The 17,321-nt window shown below is 74.9% G+C and carries 19 protein-coding genes; 11 read left to right on the top strand and 8 right to left on the bottom strand.

The features are described 5' to 3' along the window. The first annotated feature begins 46 nt into the window (after positions 1 to 46). The gene (locus ACE1OA_RS32655) at positions 47 to 289 is read left to right on the top strand and encodes a hypothetical protein (protein ID WP_356601614.1); all 243 of its coding nucleotides are present in this window, start codon (positions 47 to 49) and stop codon (positions 287 to 289) included. A 99-nt stretch (positions 290 to 388) separates the two neighbouring features. On the opposite strand, the gene ACE1OA_RS32650 is transcribed toward ACE1OA_RS32655, so the two are convergent. The 4 genes from ACE1OA_RS32650 to ACE1OA_RS32635 form a co-directional block, all read right to left on the bottom strand. After that, positions 389 to 1,072 carry an HAD family hydrolase gene (locus ACE1OA_RS32650; protein ID WP_356601615.1) on the bottom strand — a complete coding sequence of 228 codons (684 nt, stop codon included), beginning with the start codon at positions 1,070 to 1,072 and terminating at the stop codon, positions 389 to 391. 3 nt (positions 1,073 to 1,075) lie between these two features. Then, the gene (locus ACE1OA_RS32645; RefSeq protein WP_432753834.1) at positions 1,076 to 2,113 is read right to left on the bottom strand and encodes an NAD-dependent epimerase/dehydratase family protein; all 1,038 of its coding nucleotides are present in this window, start codon (positions 2,111 to 2,113) and stop codon (positions 1,076 to 1,078) included. Continuing rightward, entirely contained in the window at positions 2,110 to 2,766 is a 657-nt protein-coding gene (locus tag ACE1OA_RS32640) for a hypothetical protein (RefSeq protein ID WP_432753833.1), read from the bottom strand. The genes ACE1OA_RS32645 and ACE1OA_RS32640 overlap by 4 nt, the downstream gene beginning before the upstream one ends. A 140-nt stretch (positions 2,767 to 2,906) precedes the next feature. Next, complete coding sequence (locus ACE1OA_RS32635; RefSeq protein WP_356601618.1) at positions 2,907 to 3,872, bottom strand: TIGR03557 family F420-dependent LLM class oxidoreductase; 966 nt, start codon at positions 3,870 to 3,872, stop codon at positions 2,907 to 2,909. Between the two features lie 201 nt (positions 3,873 to 4,073). On the opposite strand from ACE1OA_RS32635, the gene ACE1OA_RS32630 reads away from it, so the two are divergent. From ACE1OA_RS32630 to ACE1OA_RS32605, 6 genes are all read left to right on the top strand, one after another. Further along, the gene (locus ACE1OA_RS32630; protein WP_356601619.1) at positions 4,074 to 5,264 is read left to right on the top strand and encodes a zinc-dependent alcohol dehydrogenase; all 1,191 of its coding nucleotides are present in this window, start codon (positions 4,074 to 4,076) and stop codon (positions 5,262 to 5,264) included. 274 nt (positions 5,265 to 5,538) lie between these two features. After that, complete coding sequence (locus ACE1OA_RS32625) at positions 5,539 to 6,312, top strand: VOC family protein (RefSeq protein ID WP_432753832.1); 774 nt, start codon at positions 5,539 to 5,541, stop codon at positions 6,310 to 6,312. A 227-nt stretch (positions 6,313 to 6,539) separates the two neighbouring features. After that, positions 6,540 to 7,226, top strand: a complete 687-nt coding sequence (locus ACE1OA_RS32620; RefSeq protein ID WP_384871608.1) for a HemK2/MTQ2 family protein methyltransferase — start codon at positions 6,540 to 6,542, stop codon at positions 7,224 to 7,226. Further along, entirely contained in the window at positions 7,210 to 7,464 is a 255-nt protein-coding gene (locus tag ACE1OA_RS32615; protein ID WP_356601622.1) for a CDGSH iron-sulfur domain-containing protein, read from the top strand. Before ACE1OA_RS32620 ends, ACE1OA_RS32615 begins: the two co-directional genes overlap by 17 nt. Further along, on the top strand, positions 7,461 to 8,525 hold the full coding sequence (locus tag ACE1OA_RS32610; RefSeq protein ID WP_432753831.1) for an iron-containing redox enzyme family protein: 1,065 nt from the start codon (positions 7,461 to 7,463) through the stop codon (positions 8,523 to 8,525). The genes ACE1OA_RS32615 and ACE1OA_RS32610 overlap by 4 nt, the downstream gene beginning before the upstream one ends. A 115-nt stretch (positions 8,526 to 8,640) precedes the next feature. Then, positions 8,641 to 9,120, top strand: coding sequence for a DUF5709 domain-containing protein (locus ACE1OA_RS32605; protein WP_356601624.1), 480 nt, complete (start codon positions 8,641 to 8,643; stop codon positions 9,118 to 9,120). Positions 9,121 to 9,142: 22 nt separating this feature from the next. Here ACE1OA_RS32605 and ACE1OA_RS32600 read toward each other — a convergent pair whose 3' ends face one another. After that, on the bottom strand, positions 9,143 to 9,823 hold the full coding sequence (locus ACE1OA_RS32600; protein ID WP_356601625.1) for an adenosylcobinamide amidohydrolase: 681 nt from the start codon (positions 9,821 to 9,823) through the stop codon (positions 9,143 to 9,145). A 160-nt stretch (positions 9,824 to 9,983) separates the two neighbouring features. Here ACE1OA_RS32600 and ACE1OA_RS32595 point away from each other — a divergent pair, with 160 nt between their 5' ends. Beyond that, positions 9,984 to 11,330, top strand: a complete 1,347-nt coding sequence (locus tag ACE1OA_RS32595; RefSeq protein WP_384871620.1) for a hypothetical protein — start codon at positions 9,984 to 9,986, stop codon at positions 11,328 to 11,330. Positions 11,331 to 11,402: 72 nt separating this feature from the next. On the opposite strand, the gene ACE1OA_RS32590 is transcribed toward ACE1OA_RS32595, so the two are convergent. Continuing rightward, a complete protein-coding gene (locus ACE1OA_RS32590; RefSeq protein ID WP_384871623.1) occupies positions 11,403 to 11,630 on the bottom strand; it encodes a hypothetical protein in 228 nt (75 codons plus the stop codon). 299 nt (positions 11,631 to 11,929) lie between these two features. Here ACE1OA_RS32590 and thpR point away from each other — a divergent pair, with 299 nt between their 5' ends. The 3 genes from thpR to fabV all read left to right on the top strand — a co-directional run bounded on the left by thpR (position 11,930) and on the right by fabV (position 14,714). Further along, complete coding sequence (thpR, locus tag ACE1OA_RS32585) at positions 11,930 to 12,520, top strand: RNA 2',3'-cyclic phosphodiesterase (RefSeq protein ID WP_432753830.1); 591 nt, start codon at positions 11,930 to 11,932, stop codon at positions 12,518 to 12,520. Positions 12,521 to 12,864: 344 nt separating this feature from the next. Next, the gene (locus tag ACE1OA_RS32580) at positions 12,865 to 13,284 is read left to right on the top strand and encodes a hypothetical protein (protein WP_432753829.1); all 420 of its coding nucleotides are present in this window, start codon (positions 12,865 to 12,867) and stop codon (positions 13,282 to 13,284) included. Between the two features lie 215 nt (positions 13,285 to 13,499). Further along, positions 13,500 to 14,714, top strand: a complete 1,215-nt coding sequence (gene fabV, locus ACE1OA_RS32575; RefSeq protein ID WP_432753828.1) for an enoyl-[acyl-carrier-protein] reductase FabV — start codon at positions 13,500 to 13,502, stop codon at positions 14,712 to 14,714. Positions 14,715 to 14,743: 29 nt separating this feature from the next. On the opposite strand, the gene ACE1OA_RS32570 is transcribed toward fabV, so the two are convergent. Together ACE1OA_RS32570 and abc-f are read right to left on the bottom strand one after the other, a co-directional pair. Beyond that, a complete protein-coding gene (locus tag ACE1OA_RS32570) occupies positions 14,744 to 15,250 on the bottom strand; it encodes a YunG family protein (RefSeq protein ID WP_432753827.1) in 507 nt (168 codons plus the stop codon). A 188-nt stretch (positions 15,251 to 15,438) separates the two neighbouring features. Next, positions 15,439 to 17,052 (bottom strand): ribosomal protection-like ABC-F family protein, encoded by a 1,614-nt coding sequence (abc-f, locus tag ACE1OA_RS32565; RefSeq protein WP_432753826.1) that lies wholly within the window; start codon positions 17,050 to 17,052, stop codon positions 15,439 to 15,441. Between the last annotated feature and the right edge of the window lie 269 nt (positions 17,053 to 17,321).

Here is a 17,321-nt window from a genome sequence, read left to right as displayed (position 1 = left end):
CGCCGAGTGACGGACGAGCCGGGCCACGACCGAAGGGAGTACGACCGTGAACGAGCACGAGGAACGAGGCCACGCCGCCCGGACGACGCCGTCGCAGGCGGAGGGCGAGAGCGGCGACCGGGAGTCCCGGCGAGAGGCCGAGGAAGCCGTGGCGGACCGCCCGGGCGACACCGATCCGCAGGGCGCCGACGGACACGCGGCCAAGCGGCAGAGCCCCGGCATCGGCCGGGAGGAACAGACCCGGCCGCACCGGGGAGGCGGGAACGCGCGGGAGGACGAGGGTCGCTGACCGGGGCGCGACCGTCGAACGGCCCGGGCCGAAGAGGCCCGGGCCGTCGCGTCGCTCCCGCCCCGATCAGGCGTCCCCGTCCGCGTCGCTCCCGCCCGGTCAGGCGTCCCCGTCCGCCGCGATCAGGCTGAACGGGCCGGACGGCAGGGTCCGCAGGAGGTCCGCCGGGTCCTGGTGCACCTCGCCCGCCCCCGCGGCCTCCAGCTCTGCCCGGGCGATGCCGCCGCACAGCAGCGCCGCGGACCGCACACCGGCCCGTCCGGCGGCCTTCATGTCCCACACGCTGTCGCCGATGAACACGGCGCGGTCGGCGCTCGCGCCGGCCAGGTCGAGGGCCTGGTGGACCGGCTCAGGATGGGGCTTGCCCCGGTCGACATCGTCGGCGCTGGTCGTCGCGTGGACCGCGTCGTCCGCGTCGATCGCACGGCGCAGCGCCTCCAGTTCGGCGCCCGAGGCCGAGGTGACCAGGACGACGCGCCAACCGTCCGAGGCGAGCGTGCGCAGCAGGTCCGGGGCGCCCGGCAGCGGGCCGAGGCGGTCGAAGTAGGTGGCGTAGAGGACGTCGTGGGCGGTGCTGATGCGCTCGCCCTGCTCACGGTCGTGGCCGGGACCGAGGAGGTGCGTCAGCAGGTCCGGGCCCGGCAGGCCCAGCGCCTGGTGCACGGCGTGGGTGGGGATCCGGTGCCCGGCCTGCCGAAACGCCTCCCACCAGCAGGTCACGTGCAGGGCGTTGGTGTCGGTCAGGGTTCCGTCGACGTCGAAGAGGGCGGCACGGACGGTCATGGCCTACTCCCGCCCGCTCAGGCCGGACCCCGCCGCTCCGGCCGCGGCCAGCGGAACGGTGGCGAGCCCCGCTCCCCGGCCGAGGCCGGCGAGGAACTCCCCCACCGCCTCCTCGGCGCTGAGGGCCGGTGTCCAGTCCAGTTCGTCGCGGGCCCGGCCGGCGTCGAGGAGGGGCAGCCGCAGCACGGCGTCGAGGAGGCCGGGCGCGGCGGGCACGAGGTGCATGCGCCAGGCGGCGGCGAGCGCGGCCCGGGCGGCCGCGGCGGGCAGCGGGACGGTGCGGGTGTCCAGCAGGCGGGCGACCGCGGCGGTGTCCAGCACCGGTTCGGCCACCAGGTTGAACGGGCCACGGACCGGGCGCACCACGGCCGCGTGGTAGGCCCGGGCCGCGTCGTCGGTGTGGAGGGCCTGGAAGCGCAGACCCGCGACGGCCGGCAGCGCGGGCAGCAGCCCGGGACGGATGATGCGCCAGGGCAGGAGGGGGCCGGCGAAGATCCGGCGCTGCTCGCTCGCCGCTTCCTCCTTGAACAGGAACGCCGGCCTCATCCGGACGACGCGCAGCTCGGGATGGGCGAGCTGGAATCCGTCGAGGTAGCGCTCCAGGTAGGCCTTCTCCCGGGTGTAGGCGGCGCCGGGCCAGCCGTGGGTGGGCCACGACTCGTCCACGGGGCGGCCGTCGGTGGGACCTGGCGAGTAGGCGCCGACGGACGAGGCGTGCACCAGGGCGCGGACACCCGCGCGGGCGCAGGCCTCGAAGACCCTGATGCCGCCGAGCACGTTGGTGCGCCAGGTCTCGACGGGGTCGTGCGTGGGCTGGAACTTCCAGGCGAGGTGGACGACGGCGTCCGCCCCGGCGAACAGCGCGTCGAGGTCGGCGCCGCCGGGGTCGATGTCCGCCGCCACCCAGCGGACGCCGCCGACGTGGAGTTCGGGGGTGCGGCGCGCGATGCCGACCACCTCGCCGACCATCCGGTCGCTCGCGAGTTCCCGGACCACGCTCGTGCCCGCGTTGCCGGTGGCTCCGGTGACGACGACCCTCATGACGTCCACCCCTTTCCCGTCGAGAGTCCGCGGGGCGCCTCCCCGTCGGCTTCTCCTTCGATCTCTCCGGCCTCACCCTCGGCCGCTCCGCCGACGGAATGCCCTCGCTCCTCCGGGGTCCCGGGTTCGGCGTCGAAGCAGCGTCGTGCCGCGTCGGCGGTCAGGTCCTTCAGGACGTCGGCCTGGCGGTGGGCCCGCGCGAGCAGCCGGTCGAGTTCGTTCACCGGCAGCCGCCGGTCCGTCTCGGCGTCGGTCCTGAGCGACTCCCAGAGCGAGGTCTTGCCCTCCACACCGATGCGCATGGCCTCGAGTTCCAGGACGTCGCTGAGGGGTGAGCGGGACAGCAGGCGGCCGTTCGGCTTGGCCCGGCCCGCGGTCTCGGCGAGGCGCCCCAGGGCGATCCGCCGCCGCTTCACGGGGACGTCGAGCGCGGTCATGAGGGAGCGCAGGCTGTCCCGGTCCTGCGCGATCTGTTCGGCGAGACGGGCGAGGGGCGGACCGGCCGGCGTGTGGCGCTGGTTCCGGGCGGCGCGCCGGATCAGGGCGACGCCGCCGCTGGAGCCGGCGAGGTGGTCGTTGAGGTAGATGCCCAGCATGCGTTGCGGGTCGGGAGTGGCGGAGCGTCGCTGTCCGGCGACGTGGCGGGTGTTCATGGCGCTGTCCGATCGCAGAGGCTGTCCGGTCGCGGGGTTCACCGGGACGGAGGGGCGGGGCGGGGCGCGTCCGCCGCCGGTCGGCAGGAGACGGACACCCCTAGGTCCTGTCCGGGCCCGAGAAGATCGCCCGGACACCCCTAGAGGTCGCGCAGGGCGGGCAGCAGCTCCGTCCGGGCCCAGTCGAGGAACGGCTCCTGGTGCCCGCCGCCGATCTGGACCAGGGCCATCTCCGTGAACCCGAGGTCGGCGTAGGGGCGGACGGCCTCGGCGAACTCCTCGACGTCCGACCCGCAGGGGATCGCCTTGGCGACGTCCTCGGGGCCGACGGTCTCGGTGGCCTGTGCGAAACCGGCCGGGCCGCGGAGTTCGGCGTTGACGCGCCAGCCGCCGAGCGACCAGCGGAACTGCTCGTGGGCGCGGGCGACCGCCGCGTCCCGGTCGGGGTCGTAGCAGACCGGCACCTGGCCCACGCGGGGTTTCCCCGCTCCGCCGTTGCGGTCGAAGTCCTCCAGCAGGCTGCGCTCGGCCTCGGTGGCGACGAGGAGGTCGGCGTGCCGGCCGGCCAGGGCGCACGAGCGCGGGCCCGAGACCGCGATGCCGATGTCCGGGGCCTGCTCCGGCACGTCCCACAGAGTGGCGTTGTCGACGCGGAAGTGAGGCCCGTCGTGGTCGACGGTCTCCCCCGCGAGCAGCCGGCGGATGACGACGACCGCTTCCTCGAGCCGTTCGAGACGCTCGCGCGGGCTGGGCCATCCCTGGCCGGTGACGTGTTCGTTGAGGTTCTCGCCGGAGCCCAGTCCCAGACGGAACCGGCCCTCCGAGAGCAGCTGCACGGTCGCCGCCTTCTGGGCGACGACGGCCGGGTGGTAGCGGTAGGTGGGGCAGGTCACGTACGACATGAGCGGGATGCGCTCGGTGGCCTGGGCGGCCGCGCCGAGCACGCTCCACGCGTACGGGGAGTGGCCCTGTTCGGCCAGCCAGGGGAAGAAGTGGTCGGAGATGACGGAGAAGTCGAACCCGGCGGCCTCGGCGCCCACCACGTGATCCACCAGCGCTCGCGGTCCGGCCTGCTCGGTCATCATCGTGTATCCGATGCGAACCATGCCCTGCGACTGACCGGGCCCCTCACCCGTAAACCTCGTGGACGTCGTGGCCGGACCGGCGGGCGGGCGGCGCGCTGCCGGGGCCCGGGCCCCGGGGCCGCGCGTCCGGGCCGGGCACCCGCGCGGCGGGGAGCGCATACGCCCGGGCCCGGTGGGGCAGTCGCGGCGTGTCCACGGCACCCGCGAGTGAGGAGCGTGACCATGAGGGCGTTGACCTGGCACGGGCAGCGCGATGTCCGTGTGGACACCGTGCCCGACCCGGGGATCGTCGATCCGACGGACGTGATCGTCCGTGTCACCTCCACCGGGATCTGCGGTTCCGATCTGCATCTGTACGAGTTGTTCGGCCCCTTCCTCGACCCCGGGGACATCCTCGGGCACGAGCCCATGGGGATCGTGGAGGAGGTCGGTCCCGAGGTCCGGACGCTCGCGCCCGGGGACCGGGTCGTCGTTCCGTTCAACATCTCCTGCGGCACCTGCTGGATGTGCGCCCAGGGGCTGCACTCGCAGTGCGAGACGACGCAGGTGAAGGAGTACGGGATGGGCGCGTCCCTGTTCGGCTACACGAAACTCTACGGCCAGGTCCCCGGCGGCCAGGCCGAGTTCCTGCGGGTCCCCTTCGGCGACACCCTGCCCGTCAAGGTGCCCGACGACGCGCCCGACCAGCGGTACCTGTACCTCTCGGACGTGCTCCCCACCGCCTGGCAGGCCGTCGCCTACGCGGACGTCCCGCCCGGGGGCACCGTCACCGTGCTCGGACTCGGACCCATCGGCGACATGGCGGCGCGTGTCGCGCTGCACCGGGGCGCGGGCAAGGTGATCGGGGTGGATCTCGTGCCCGAGCGGCTGTTCCGCGCGCAGGACCGGGGCGTCCTCACCCTCGATCTCGCCGAGATCGGCAAGGACGTCGGCGACCGGATCCGGGACCTGACGGACGGACGCGGCACGGACGCCGTCATCGAGGCCGTCGGGATGGAGGCGCACGGAGCCCCGCTCACCAAGGCCGCCCAGCGGCTCACCGGGATGCTGCCCGACACCCTCGGCAAGAAGCTGATGACCCGGGCCGGCGTGGACAGCATGGCCGCCTTCCACACGGCCGTCGACGCGGTCCGCCGCGGCGGCACGATCAGCCTGGTCGGCGTCTACGGCGGCTCCGTGGACCCCGTCCCCATGCTCACCCTGTTCGACAAGCAGATCCAGCTGCGCATGGGCCAGGCCAACGTGCGGCGCTGGGTCGACGACATCCTGCCGCTGCTCGGCGACGACGATCCGCTCGGGGTGGACGACTTCGCCACCCACGTCCTGCCGCTGGAGGACGCGCCGCAGGCGTACAAGACGTTCCAGGCGAAGCAGGACGGCATGATCAAGACCGTGCTGACGCCCGGCCCCTGACGTAGCCCGGGCGAGGGCGGCCGCCGGGGCCGTCCCGCCCATCAGTACGCCGCTCACCGCGCCCCGCCGCCGGCCCGCACTCCCGTTCCTGTCTCGGACTCCCGTTCCCGTCCCGGACGCTCCCCCCGCCGTCGCCGACGAGGGCAGCGGCCCCGGGCGGCGACGGGGAGACGGAGCACGCCGCGTGGCGGGGACCGGCCGGGACCCAGAGGATCGAATCCGGGAGCAGTGGGCTCCGGAGCGAACCGAGCGGCGACGAGGGAGGCCGGCGACCGTGCCGACATCGAGCAAGGACATCACCGGGGCGCCGTGCTGGGTGAGCCTCACCGTCCGGGACCCCGGGGCGGCGATGCGTTTCTACGAAGCGGTGATGGGCTGGCGCTTCGCCTCCGCCCCGGCGGACGACGGCTTCACCGTCGCCTTCGACGGCGACTCCCCCGTGGCGGGTGTCGGAGCCCTCGCGGACCGCCCCGGCGCGCCCGTCGCGTGGACCCCGTACTTCGCCGTGGACGACGCCGACGTGACAGCCGCGCGGATCCGCGAGCGAGGGGCCACGATGGCGGTGGGCCCCCTCACCGCCGGCGCCGGGCGGGCGGGGCTCGCGACGGATCCCGCGGGCGCCGTCTTCGGCTTCTGGCAGGGTGCCGTGATCCCCGACTGGTCGGTGGGCCACGGGGGCGCCCCGGCGTGGCTGGAACTGCGGACGCGGGACGCGTTCGCCGCCGCCGTCTTCTACGGCGAGGTCCTCGGCTGGGACGGGGAGCGGGACTGCTGCGTGGCTTCGTACGAGCACGATCGCGTGGTCCTGCGCCACGGGCACGACACCGTCGCCCGCCTCGGCGGCGGGGCTCTGGAGGAGTCCCCGGACCCCGAGGTGCGCCCGCACTGGCACGTCCACTTCCACGTCTCCGATCTGGAGGCGGCGGTCGAGGCGGCCACCCGGGCGGGCGGCCGGTCCGTGTCCCCCGTGGACACCACGCGCACCAGTCGCTCGGTGGCGCTCGCGGACCCCGAAGGGGCGCACTTCACCCTCGTCGCACCGCAGTGATTCGGCCGCCGCCACGGGGTGAACCCGGAGGTGTCGCGCGGACGGGACGCACCGCCGATGTGCAAGGCGCCCGGGATCGGGTAGTCGCGGGCCGTGATCGCCCGTCCGCCCGCGCCCGTCGCCGTCCGTGACCCGCTCGGGCACCGTTCGTGACCGCACCGCCGCGCCGCACCCGGGCCGAACCCGCCGGGCGGCGCGGACGGTGCGGCCGACCAGGAGGTACCCCCGTGACGACCATCGCCCCGACGTACCCGACCCTCGCTCCCGGACTCGTCACGCCGCCCGGCGTCTACCGGCCGCAGGCGGACACCCTGCTGCTGGCCCGGGCCCTGGCGCGGGAACCGCTGGATCCGGGCGCGGACGTCGTCGAGATCGGGACCGGGACCGGTGCGCTCGCGCTGCGCGCGGCGGCCAGGGGTGCCCAGGTCACGGCGGTCGACGTCTCGTGGCTCGCGGTGCTGACGGCTCGCCTGAACAGCAGGCTGCAGCGGCTGCCCCTGCGGGTGCTGCACGGCGACTTCGCCGGCCGCACCCAGGGCCGCCGCTTCGACCTGGTCCTGAGCAACCCTCCGTACGTTCCGTCCCCGGACGACCGGCTGCCGACCCGCGGCCCGGAGCGGGCCTGGGACGCGGGGAACTCCGGCCGGCGCGTCATCGACCGGATCTGCGCGGCCGCCCCCTCGCTGCTGCGCCCCGAGGGCGTGCTCCTCATGGTGCACTCCGGGATGTGCGACGCGCGGGCCACCGTCGGGCTCCTGGAGGACCGCGGGCTCGTCGCGGAGGTGACGGAGCGGGCGTCGGTGCCCTGGGGCCCCGTCCTGCGCTCGCGCCGGGGCTGGCTGCGGGAACAGGGCCTCGCCGCCGAGGGTGCCGAGCAGGAGGAGCTGGTGGTCGTCCGTGCCCGCCGTTCCTGACCCCGCCCCGCAGGCGGCCGCGTCGCGCCCGGCCCGCGCGGTCCGCGTCGAGCGGTCCGGCCCGGTGCTGATCGAGGGCCCGGTGGAGATCGAGCTCGACGACGGGACGACGGTCCGTTCGGACCGCTTCATGGTCGCCGTGTGCACCTGCCGCCGCAGCCGCACCTACCCCTGGTGCGACACCAGCCACCGCCCGCGGGAACGCTCCGCACCGCCGGCCGAGGACGGGAACACATGACGCATTCCACCACCATCGGCACCACCCGCGCGGCCTCCACGTCCGCTTCCGCGGCTCCCGGGCCCCCGCCGGGATCCCCGCTCGTGGAGGGCCGCGGGCCGCTGTCGGACGCCGTGGTCGAGTCCCTGCGCGGCGGCACCGCGCCCGGTCACCTCCCCGGTGCCGTCCGGGCGGCCGACCCCTGGGGGGAGGACCTCCATCTCGCGCTGTACCTGCTGTACGAACTTCACTACCGCGGGGTCGACGGCGTCGACCCCGAACGCGAATGGGATCCGGACCTGCTCCGGCTGCGCCGGGCGCTGGAGGACCGGTTCCTCACCGCGCTGCGGGAGGAGACCGCCGACGCTCCGGACACGGTGGACGAGGCGTTCGCGCCGCTGCTCGTCGAGCCGGTCGACCCGGGCGACAGCCTCAGCCACCGCCTGGCGGCCGAGGGAGAGCTCTGGCAGCTGCGCGAGTACGCCGCCCTGCGCTCCCTGTACCACCTCAAGGAGGCCGACCCGCACGCCTGGGTGATCCCGCGGCTGACCGGGCGGGCCAAGGCGGCGATGGTCGCCATCGAGTACGACGAGTTCGGCGCGGGCCTCGCCGACCGGGTCCATGCCCGGCTCTTCGCCGACCTGATGCGCGACCTGGGGCTGGACCCCACGTACGGGCGCTATCTGGCGGACGCTCCGGCGCCCGCGCTGGCCGTCGTCAACCTGATGTCGCTGCTCGGTCTGCACCGGGCCCTGCGCGGGGCGCTGGTCGGCCACTTCGCCTGCGTGGAGGTCACCTCCTCGCCCGGCTCGCGACGCCTCGCCAAGGCCATGCGCCGCTGCGGGGCCGGTCCGGCCGCCGAACACTTCTACACCGAGCACGTGGAGGCCGACGCGGTCCACGAGCAGGTCGTCCGCCACGAGGTCATCGGTGGACTGCTGGCCGACGAGCCGGACCTGGAACCGGACGTCGCCTTCGGCTGCGCGGCCACCCTGCTGCTGGAGGACCGTCTCGCCGCCCACCTCCGTACGGCGTGGGACCAGGGCGGGTCGGCCCTGCGCGGGCGCTCGGGACCGGCGTGAGGCCCGGCCGGGACGCCGCGTTCACCCGTCCGTCGCAGGGGTAGTCGCTGTGGGGACGACGTCCGTCGCGGTCCGCAGCCGATCGCGACATGCTTGTACCCGAGAGGAGACCCCCATGTCCGAGAACCAGTCCACCTCCCGCGGTGACGACGTCTACCAGCCCGAGCCCATGGACGGCTCCGACCGTCCGAGCGACGAGCTCGATCCGGACAACGCGCTGGGCACGACGCCCACGGACGCCATGGGAGAGCCCGGATACTCGCCGCCGGAACGGCCTCGGGGCGTCACCCGGCACGGCACGACGGTCAACGAGCAGCGGGAGGGCGAGTCGCTCGACGACCGTCTGGCCCAGGAGCTGCCCGACGGCCCCGTCGTCGCGGGCGACGGCGTCGGGGATCTCCCGGAGGGCGAGGGGGAGCCCGTCGACCCGGAGTCGGGCGCGACCCGCGCCGGACGGCTCACCGCGACGTCGGATCCGGGCGCGGCCACGGTCGTGGCCGAGGACGTGGGCCTGGACGACGGCCTCTCGTCGGCGGAGGAGGCCGCGATGCACGAGGAGACGGGCATCGACGGCGTGGAGGCCGACGCCGGCTGACGAACCCGGCCGGCCGTGCGCGTCAGCGCGCCGGCACCGCGGCGCGGACGGCGCCGTGGACGGCACGGGCCAGGCGCGCGCCCCACAGGGAGCGGGGGCCGGCGAAGCCATGGGTCTCCTCGCCGGGTCGGGGCTCACGGGCGGCGACGCAGACGGCGTCGGTGGGCGTGCCGGAGCAGTCGTACCCCGCGTCGAGCAGCGCCTGGACCTTGGCCTCGGTGGCCGTGGCGACGGCGTTGACCAGTGCGGCGTCGGTCAGGGCGACCGGCAGGGCCACGACGATGTTGATCGTGCCCGGTCCGGTGGTCCCGGGTCGCGGCTCCTCGGGTGCGGCTGCCCATCCCCGTACCGAGACGCCCGCGGTGGCGACGGCTTCGACGCCGCCGTCGGTCGCGACGGCGTGCCGGGAGACGTCGGCGGCCGTCATCAGCCCGACGCCGTTCCCGCCGACCCCGGCCTCCCGGGCCAGATCCGCGAGATGGCGATCCGGGTCGGTGCGTCGATAGCCATGGGAGACCTGGGCGTTGAGGACCCAGGCGCGTGCGCCGATGCCACCGCCGAGGACGGCGCTGCTGATCATCCGCCAGCCGGAGCCCGCCCGCCACAGCAGCGCGTGGAGCCGCTCGCCGTCCTCCACGCGGATCAGCGACTGCACGTCGAGGACGGAGGCGGCACCGCGCGGCGGCGGGGCGAGGGCGGTCACCGGTCGAGGCTCCTTGCGAGATCGAGGACCGGCTGATCGTACGCGCGCGTTTCCCCCGCCCGACGAGGGCCCTCGGAAGAGGTGGCGCGGTCGCGTTTGCGACGGCTCCGGGCGGTGAGGCGCACCAGTGTTCCCGTCGCCAGCCCTGTGAGGAGCGCTCGTGTCCCCCGACGCCGGCCACGCTCGCCCCGGGCCGACGGGGACGGCCGAGCCGTCCCCGCTGGTCGTCTGGGCGAACTTCTTCTCCGACCTGGCCGTCGACCTGACCGCCGGGCCCTCGGCCCACGCGGTGATGCTCCGCTGGGCTCGTCAGGCTCCGCGGAAGATCTGGCTCACGCGACCCGGCGACGTGCTGGTGACGCCGGTACCGCCGGGCCCCGACCTCACGCGCTACGCCTGCGGCCTGCTCGGTCTCCCGCCGGACGGCGTCACCGTCCTCGCCGTCCCCGCCACGGCCGGAGTCGGCATGGCCGAGTCGCTGGACCGCGCGGGGCTGACGGACGCGCTGCGCCGGCTCGTCGCCGACCGCCCGGGTGCACGGCTCCTCCCGCTCGCCCTGGACGCTCCGACGGTGGCCCTCGCGGACCGTCTGGGGCTGCCCGTGGTCTCCTACGGCCGCCACGGCGTGCCGGCGTCCGCGGTGGAGGTGGCGTACCGGCTCAACACGAAGAGAGGGTTCCGTGCGGTGGCGGACGAACTGGGGCTGCCTACGCCCCCGGGCCGGGTCTGCGACGGCGCCGGGCTCGACGAGGCGGTGGCCGCGGGGCTGCGCCGGCACGGGCGGGTCGTGGTGAAACCGGACCGTTCGGCGGGCGGGTACGGCATGAGGTTCCTGCCGGACGCGGGCACCGGCGGAGTCTTCGGACCGCGCCCGGCCGGCGGCTGGGTGGTCGAGCGATGGATCGCGGGTGCCCGGTCGGTCAGTGTGCAGATGCGGGCGGGTCCCGGCGGTCCGCGCGATCCCTTCTGCGGCGAGATGCGGACGGTGGCCGGCGCCTACTGCGGCTACGGGTCGCCGCTCGGTCCCGACGCGGACCCGACCGGACGCCTGGTGACGACGCTGGGCCGGTGGGGCAGGCGCATCGGCCGCTACCTCTGCGCCCACGGTTACGCGGGGCCGTACGGGCTCGACGCCCTCCTCGCTCCCGACGGCACCCTCTACGCCTCCGAGTGCAATGTGCGCCGCACGGCCACGACGACGGTCCGGGCCATGGTGGCCCGCCTGAGCGAGGAGGCCGGTACCGGCCCGGCCGCGTGGCTCTGCGCGGAACACCGGACGCTGCGCGCGCTCACCTTCGCGGAGGCATGGGGCGTGCTGCGCGCGGGCGGGCTCGACTGGTCGGCCGGCAGCGGCGAGGGGGTGGTCCTGCACGAGGGAGCCCCCGGTGACGGCACGAGCTGGCGGTACACCGTGATCGGGCCGGACGCCGCCCGGCTGACCGCACTGCAGGCCCAGCTGGCGGACGCGCTGGGCTTCGCCCCGGAGGCGGGGCGGGACGGCCCTTAGTGCGGCGCGGCGCGTCGGGCGGGCGGGCGGCACGTCGGGCGGGCGGCGCGCCGCAAGGACGGGCTCGACGGGTCAGTCGGCGGGCTCGTCGGGTGTGGGGTGCTCGGGGTGGACCGTGCCGCTGCGGGTCCGGCCCCGGGGGCCCGTGCCGGACACGTCGGTGTCGGCCAGTCGATCGTCCTCGTCGCGCGGGTCGGGATCCGGAACGGAGAGCGGGTCCTCGCCCTCGGTGGCCTGCTGGTCCTCACGGTCGCGCGGAAGCGGTTGGTCCGACCGCTGCGGGGTCTGCGGTTCACGCATCCTGGTCACCTTCCCGGCACGGCCCGAGGAGCATCGCCGTGCCTCGTGCGGCGGGGCCGGGACATCCGGCGCCCGGTGCGGTCCGGCGGCGTGGGCGCGTACGGATCGCGCGCCCCGACGCGCCGGCCTTCGGACCGCTGCTGTCCGGATTACCGCTCGCCAAACGCACGGCGGCTCGGGCGGCGCCCGCTCCGGGCGCGCGACCCGGTCGGGGCGATCGGAGGTAGCAGGTCCGGTCGGGGACGGTGAGGGGTGGGGCAGATGATCACGCCGTCGAGCGGTGGTGTACGAAGTCATCCGTGAAGGAACAGGAACAGACCGAGCCCTCGACCGTGCGCGTGTTCGTGGCGCTTGCGCCGCCGGACGAGGCGAAGACGGAACTGGAGAAGGCCCTCCGGCCCGTCTACGACGGGTACCCACGGCTGCGCTGGAACCGCGTCGAGGACTGGCACATCACCCTGGCCTTCCTCGGTGAGCTCCCGGCGACGTCGGTTCCGCTCCTGCGGGCGCCGCTCGCGGACCTCGCGTCGGGGCGTCCGCCTCTGGAGCTGGCACTGCGCGGCTCGGGGGACTTCGACGGACGGGTGCTGTGGAGCGGGATCGACGGGGACGTCGACGGTCTGCAGGAACTCGCCACCGAGGTCCGTGCCGTGGTGAAGGAGTGCGGGATCCCCTTCGAGGACCGGCCCCTGCGGCCGCACCTGACGCTCGCTCGGGCCCGCCGCGACGACCTCTCCGCCATCGCGGAGGCGGCCGCCGTCATCGCCGACTTCGCGGGCCGTCCGTGGCAGGCCGGCCGGCTCCACCTGGTCGGCAGCAACTTCGGGCGGGGCCCGGGGCCGATCCGCTACCGCGACATCGAGGCGTGGCGCTTCGACGGCGGGCACTGAGGGAAGCCGTACGTACGGGAGCGGGCGGCGCCGTCGCGGTTCGGCGCGCGGCGCGGTCGGCCGGAGCGGGACGTCCGAGGGGCGGCGTCCCGGGGCAGCCGTCGACGGCCACGGCCGGAGCGCGGTGTCCGTGGTGTCGGCGGGGACGGTGCGCCGGTCGGTACCGAACGGACACGCCGTCTGCGAACAGGCTCCGTTCGAGCAGGTCACCGTCCCGTGTGACGGGTTCACTCTCCGGGGTATGGCTCAGTCGGACAAGGACGAGATGTGACCGCTTTTCCTGTATTCGTGCCTTTCAGCGCCCTCCCACCGCCTACTGGGCCCATGCACCCCGGGAGACCCTCATGACGCTCCTCGACCTCCTCCGCTGGATCCTTCTCGCTCTCGCCGTTCTCGCCGCGTGGCTCGTGATCGGCGTCCTCGTCGCGCTCGTCGTCTGGCACCCGTTCGCCCGCCGCCACAAACAGGCGGGGCGGGGCGTACCGCGCCCGGCACGTCGTTCCGGCCTCCCTGTCGACACCGCGCTCTGCCACGCCACCGCACCGGGACCGGGATCGGGGTGGAAACCGGGACCTGGACCTGGACCTGGACCTGGATCGGGGGCGGAGCCGGGGCCGGGCGCGGAGCCGGGTGGTGATCGGCGCTGCGAACTCGACGCCGGACACGGTGGCGGACACCGGCACGGGACCACCCGGTGGGGTGACGACCGCGACTCCGACGACCGCGACGACCGCGACCCCACGCATCGGATCGGGGAGGGCTGACCGACCGGGACCGACCGGGGGGAAGCCGGGCGGCTCGCCGCCGCCCGACACGCACCGCCTCCGTCCACGGGAAGTGGCGGAACACTCCAAGATCGACCCGTGATCGTTGTGCCTGGTGGGGCCACCGTCCGTGTCTCGTCCTGGAAGAGACTTGCAGGACGTGGCGGCACTGCCGTTCGCCGCGCCTCGGACCGATCGACCCCAGGACTGCCATCGTGAGCGAGCGCGTACTCATCCCCCGCAACCGGGGCTTCCTCTTCCTCGACGCCCACCCGGCGGGCTGCGAGCGGCTGGTGGCCGACATGTGGCGGGCGTGCCCCGACTCCGCCGATGTGCCGGAGGGTGCGGGACCGGTGGCTCTGGTCATCGGCTCGTCGGCCGGTTACGGCCTGGCGGCCACCATCGCCGGACTCAAGCGCGCCGGCATCCGCGGTGTCATGGTGTCCTTCGAGAAGGCCCCCACCGCCCGGCGTACCGCCACGGCCGGCTGGTACCGCACCGCCGCCACCGCCGACATCGCCCGTGCCGCCGGCCGGGATCTGGTCTTCCTCAACGGCGACGCGTTCTCCGACCGAATGAAGGACCAGGTCGCCGACCTCATCGAGGACCGATTCGGCGGCAGGCTGGACTACCTCGTCTACTCGGTGGCGGCACCCCGGCGCACCGACCCCGACACCGGGACCACCTATGCCTCCGCCCTCAAGCCGATCGGCCGGGCGAACCGCACCAAGACCCTTGTCTTCGACGACCAGGGCGTTCCCGAGGTCCGTGAGGTCGAGACCGGCCCGGCCGAGGGCGACGACGTCGAGCAGACGGTGGCCGTGATGGGCGGTGCGGACTGGGAGCGGTGGATCGACCACCTGACGGGCCGGGGCCTGCTCGGCGACGGCTTCGCCACCGCCGCGCTGTCGTACATCGGCTCACCGCTGACGGCGGCGATCTACCGGCAGGGCACCATCGGCGCGGCCAAGGCCCATCTGGAGGCCACCGCCCGCAGCCTGGACGAGCGGCTCGCGAAGACGGTGGGCGGGCGGGCCGTGACCTCCGTCAACGGTGCCGCAGTCACCCAGTCCTCCACCGCCATCCCCGGCATCGCCCTGTACACCGGCCTGCTGCGCGGGGTCCTCGGGGAGGACCTGGTCCCGCCGGTGCGTCAGCTCGCCTCCCTGTGGGACCAGTTGACCGGTGCCGCCCCGCTCGTCCTGGACGACGAAGGGCGGGTCCGCCTGGACACCTGGGAGCTCACCGACGACGTCCAGGCGGCGGTCGCCGCACGCTGGGAGGACGCCACGACCGACACCATCGCCGGCCTGGCCGACCTCGACTGGTTCCACGCCGAGGTCCGGCGCCTGTACGGATTCTCCGTGCCGGGCATCGACTACACCGCCCCGGTGACCACCGACGTCCCCTGGCCCACCCCCACCGCCTGACCCCGGCGCGCGTCGCGGGTCCCGCTCGTTCATCCGCCGGTCAGGCGCCCCGGCCCCTCACCCGCGGGCGCGAGGCCCCCGGCCGGGGCGGCGGGTGCCGTGGCCGGGGCGGCGGGTGCCGTGGCCGGGGCGGCGGGTGCCGTGGCCGGGCGCGCACCGAGCCGCGCCATGACGCGGCGGCTCAGCAGCGCGTACTCGTCCTGGAGCCGGCGCCACTCGCTGCGGGGCGGGCGGGGTACGACCTCGCCTCCCGTGACGATCTCCTCCGGCCCGAACTGCTCGCGGGTGAGGTCGATCTCGACCCCCATGCCCAGCCGGTTCCACCAGTGGTAGTCCACGCGTCGACCGTCGACATGCACCTCCCCGCGGATGAGCTCGCCTCCCAGCAGGTCATGGAGCACCATGGCCGTCACGCCGCACTGGTCCCGCGCAGGGTTGTCGGGAGTCCAGCGCGCACGGAACTCGGGCGTGCACGTCTCGGCGCTCCAACTGCTGCGGACCGCTCGTTCGATGTCACTGAGAAGCAGGACTGTCATGCCGGCGATCCTCTCAGCCGGCACCGACAACGGCTCCGCTCCACGGCGCGGCTCTCGCCTCCGGCGACTGCTCCTCGTCCGGCGGATCGCCACAGGCTGGAACACGGCCGCGCGCGGCCTGCGTCCGCACGTCGGTCGGAGCGGCCCGGGCTCCCTCCTCCCTGCGCACAAGGACACCCGCCCTGACTTCAGGCGGCGGGCCGGCCCCCGCGCAGTTCGAGGCGGTCGCCGACGAACCGGCCCCGGAAGCCGGCGTCGTGGGACACCACGACCAGGGCTCCCGGATAGCCGGCCAGGGCCTCCTCCAGCTCCTCCGCGAGGGCGGGGGCGATGTGGTTCGTCGGCTCGTCGAGCACGAGCAGGTCGGCGGGCCGCGCCACCAGCCGCGCCAGTTCGAGCCGCCGCTGCTGCCCCACCGAGAGGCCGGCGACCGGGGTCTCCAGGTCCTCGGCTCCGAAGAGTCCCCAGGCGAGCAACTCGTCGGCGAGTTCCTCCGCCGGACCCCGGCCCGCCGCGTACGCCTCCAGGAGAGTGCCGGCGAACGGCACGCGCGCCGGCTCCTGGGGCAGGTAGCCGATCCGGGCGCCGCTGTGCCGGACGAGCCCCCGGTCCGCCGGCAGGTCGCCGGCGAGGACGCGCAACAGGGTGCTCTTGCCCGCGCCGTTGGGACCCGAGACGAGCAGCCGGCTGCCGGCCTCGACCCGCAGCCGGGGGACGCGCAGTCGCCCGCCCACGGCGACGTCGGCGAGTTCCGCGAGCACGCCTTCCGTCCTCGTCGCCGTCAGCGCGGCGGCGAAGCGCAGCGGTTCGGGCGGCGGTCCCACCGGGTGCGCCCGCAGCTCCTCCAGGCGTACGCGCGCCGTCCGCACCTGGCCCGAGAGCTTGGACTCCGACGAGCGGCGGTGCTTGCCGAAGCCCTGGCGCGGATCATTGCCGGTGGCGGCGAGCCGCTGTCCGGCCGCTTCGACGAGCGCTTCCGTACGGGCCACCTCGTCGAGCCATTCGAGGTGCTCCTGGGCCTGGCGGCGGCGGGCCGCGGCCTTGGCCGTGCGATAGCCGGTCCAGCCGTCTCCGTACCGGCGGACCGCGCACGTGTCCCCGTCCACTTCGAGGATGGCGGTGGCGTAGTCCGCGAGGAAGGCCCGGTCGTGGGTGACGGTCACGACGGTGCCGCGATGGCCGGCGAGCCGTTCCTTGAGCCAGCGGGTGGCGTGGACGTCGAGGTGGTTGGTCGGCTCGTCCAGGAGGAGGAGTTCCGCGCCCGAGGAGAGCACGCACGCCAGCGCGAGGCGGGACCGCTCACCGCCGGAGAGTGTGCCGAGGGCGCGGTCGCGGGCCAGCCGGCCGATCCCCAGCGCGTGCAGGGCGGCGTCCATGCGGGCGTCCGCCTCGTAGCCTCCACGTTCCTCGAAGGCGTGCAACAGGTCGCCGTAGGTGTCGAGTTGCTCCGGCGTCGCGTCGGCGAGACCGTCCTCGTACCGCCTGATGCGCTGTTCGAGTTCGCGCAGCGCGGCGAGGGCGGCGTCGACGGCGTCCTGCACGGTCCGGGACGGCGGGAGCGAGATCGTCTGGGCGAGATGACCCACACCGCCCGGCGCGCGGACCGTGATCTCGCCCTCGTCCGCGGTGTCGGCTCCCGCGAGCAGGCGCAGGAGGGTGGACTTGCCGGAGCCGTTCTCGCCGACGACGGCGATGCGTTCACCGGGGCGGGCGGTGAAGGAGACGCGTTCGAGGACGGTGCGGGGGCCGTACGCCTTGGAGACGTCCTTGACGGCCAGCTGGGAGAGTGCGCGCTCGCGCATGATGGGTGTTCCTCCGGGGAGGGCCTGGGAGACAGGCCGGGGTCATGGGCCTGGTGGAGGGCAGCGGACTCGGACCGTCGGCCGGCCGACGGTCACCGCGTGCCCCTCCCCGGAATCAGAGGAAGAAGTAGTACGAACCCATGCGGCCGATGCTAGACGACGGAGGCGGCCGCTCCCACCGGATTTCCGGGCGTCCACGCCGGGCCGCCCGCCCCCCGGTCCGCCCTCGGTCCCGGACAGGACCGAGCCGTCGGAACGCGCGTGCCGTC

It is taken from the genome of Streptomyces sp. JL2001, assembly GCF_050917515.1.
GTDB lineage: Bacteria > Actinomycetota > Actinomycetes > Streptomycetales > Streptomycetaceae > Streptomyces.
The sequence above is the reverse complement of the archived record's forward strand: the minus strand, read 5'-3'. Positions and strand labels throughout refer to the sequence as shown.

Excerpts from the sequence above, each read along its gene's own strand:
- ACE1OA_RS32630 (WP_356601619.1), top strand. The coding sequence starts at position 4,074 with ATGAGGGCGTTGACCTGGCACGGGCAGCGCGATGTCCGTGTGGACACC.
- ACE1OA_RS32635 (WP_356601618.1), bottom strand. The coding sequence starts at position 3,872 with ATGGTTCGCATCGGATACACGATGATGACCGAGCAGGCCGGACCGCGA.
- ACE1OA_RS32645 (WP_432753834.1), bottom strand. The coding sequence starts at position 2,113 with ATGAGGGTCGTCGTCACCGGAGCCACCGGCAACGCGGGCACGAGCGTG.
- ACE1OA_RS32580 (WP_432753829.1), top strand. The coding sequence starts at position 12,865 with ATGACGCTCCTCGACCTCCTCCGCTGGATCCTTCTCGCTCTCGCCGTT.
- abc-f (WP_432753826.1), bottom strand. The coding sequence starts at position 17,052 with ATGCGCGAGCGCGCACTCTCCCAGCTGGCCGTCAAGGACGTCTCCAAG.
- ACE1OA_RS32640 (WP_432753833.1), bottom strand. The coding sequence starts at position 2,766 with ATGAACACCCGCCACGTCGCCGGACAGCGACGCTCCGCCACTCCCGAC.
- ACE1OA_RS32650 (WP_356601615.1), bottom strand. The coding sequence starts at position 1,072 with ATGACCGTCCGTGCCGCCCTCTTCGACGTCGACGGAACCCTGACCGAC.
- ACE1OA_RS32610 (WP_432753831.1), top strand. The coding sequence starts at position 7,461 with ATGACGCATTCCACCACCATCGGCACCACCCGCGCGGCCTCCACGTCC.
- ACE1OA_RS32590 (WP_384871623.1), bottom strand. The coding sequence starts at position 11,630 with ATGCGTGAACCGCAGACCCCGCAGCGGTCGGACCAACCGCTTCCGCGC.
- ACE1OA_RS32605 (WP_356601624.1), top strand. The coding sequence starts at position 8,641 with ATGTCCGAGAACCAGTCCACCTCCCGCGGTGACGACGTCTACCAGCCC.
- ACE1OA_RS32570 (WP_432753827.1), bottom strand. The coding sequence starts at position 15,250 with ATGACAGTCCTGCTTCTCAGTGACATCGAACGAGCGGTCCGCAGCAGT.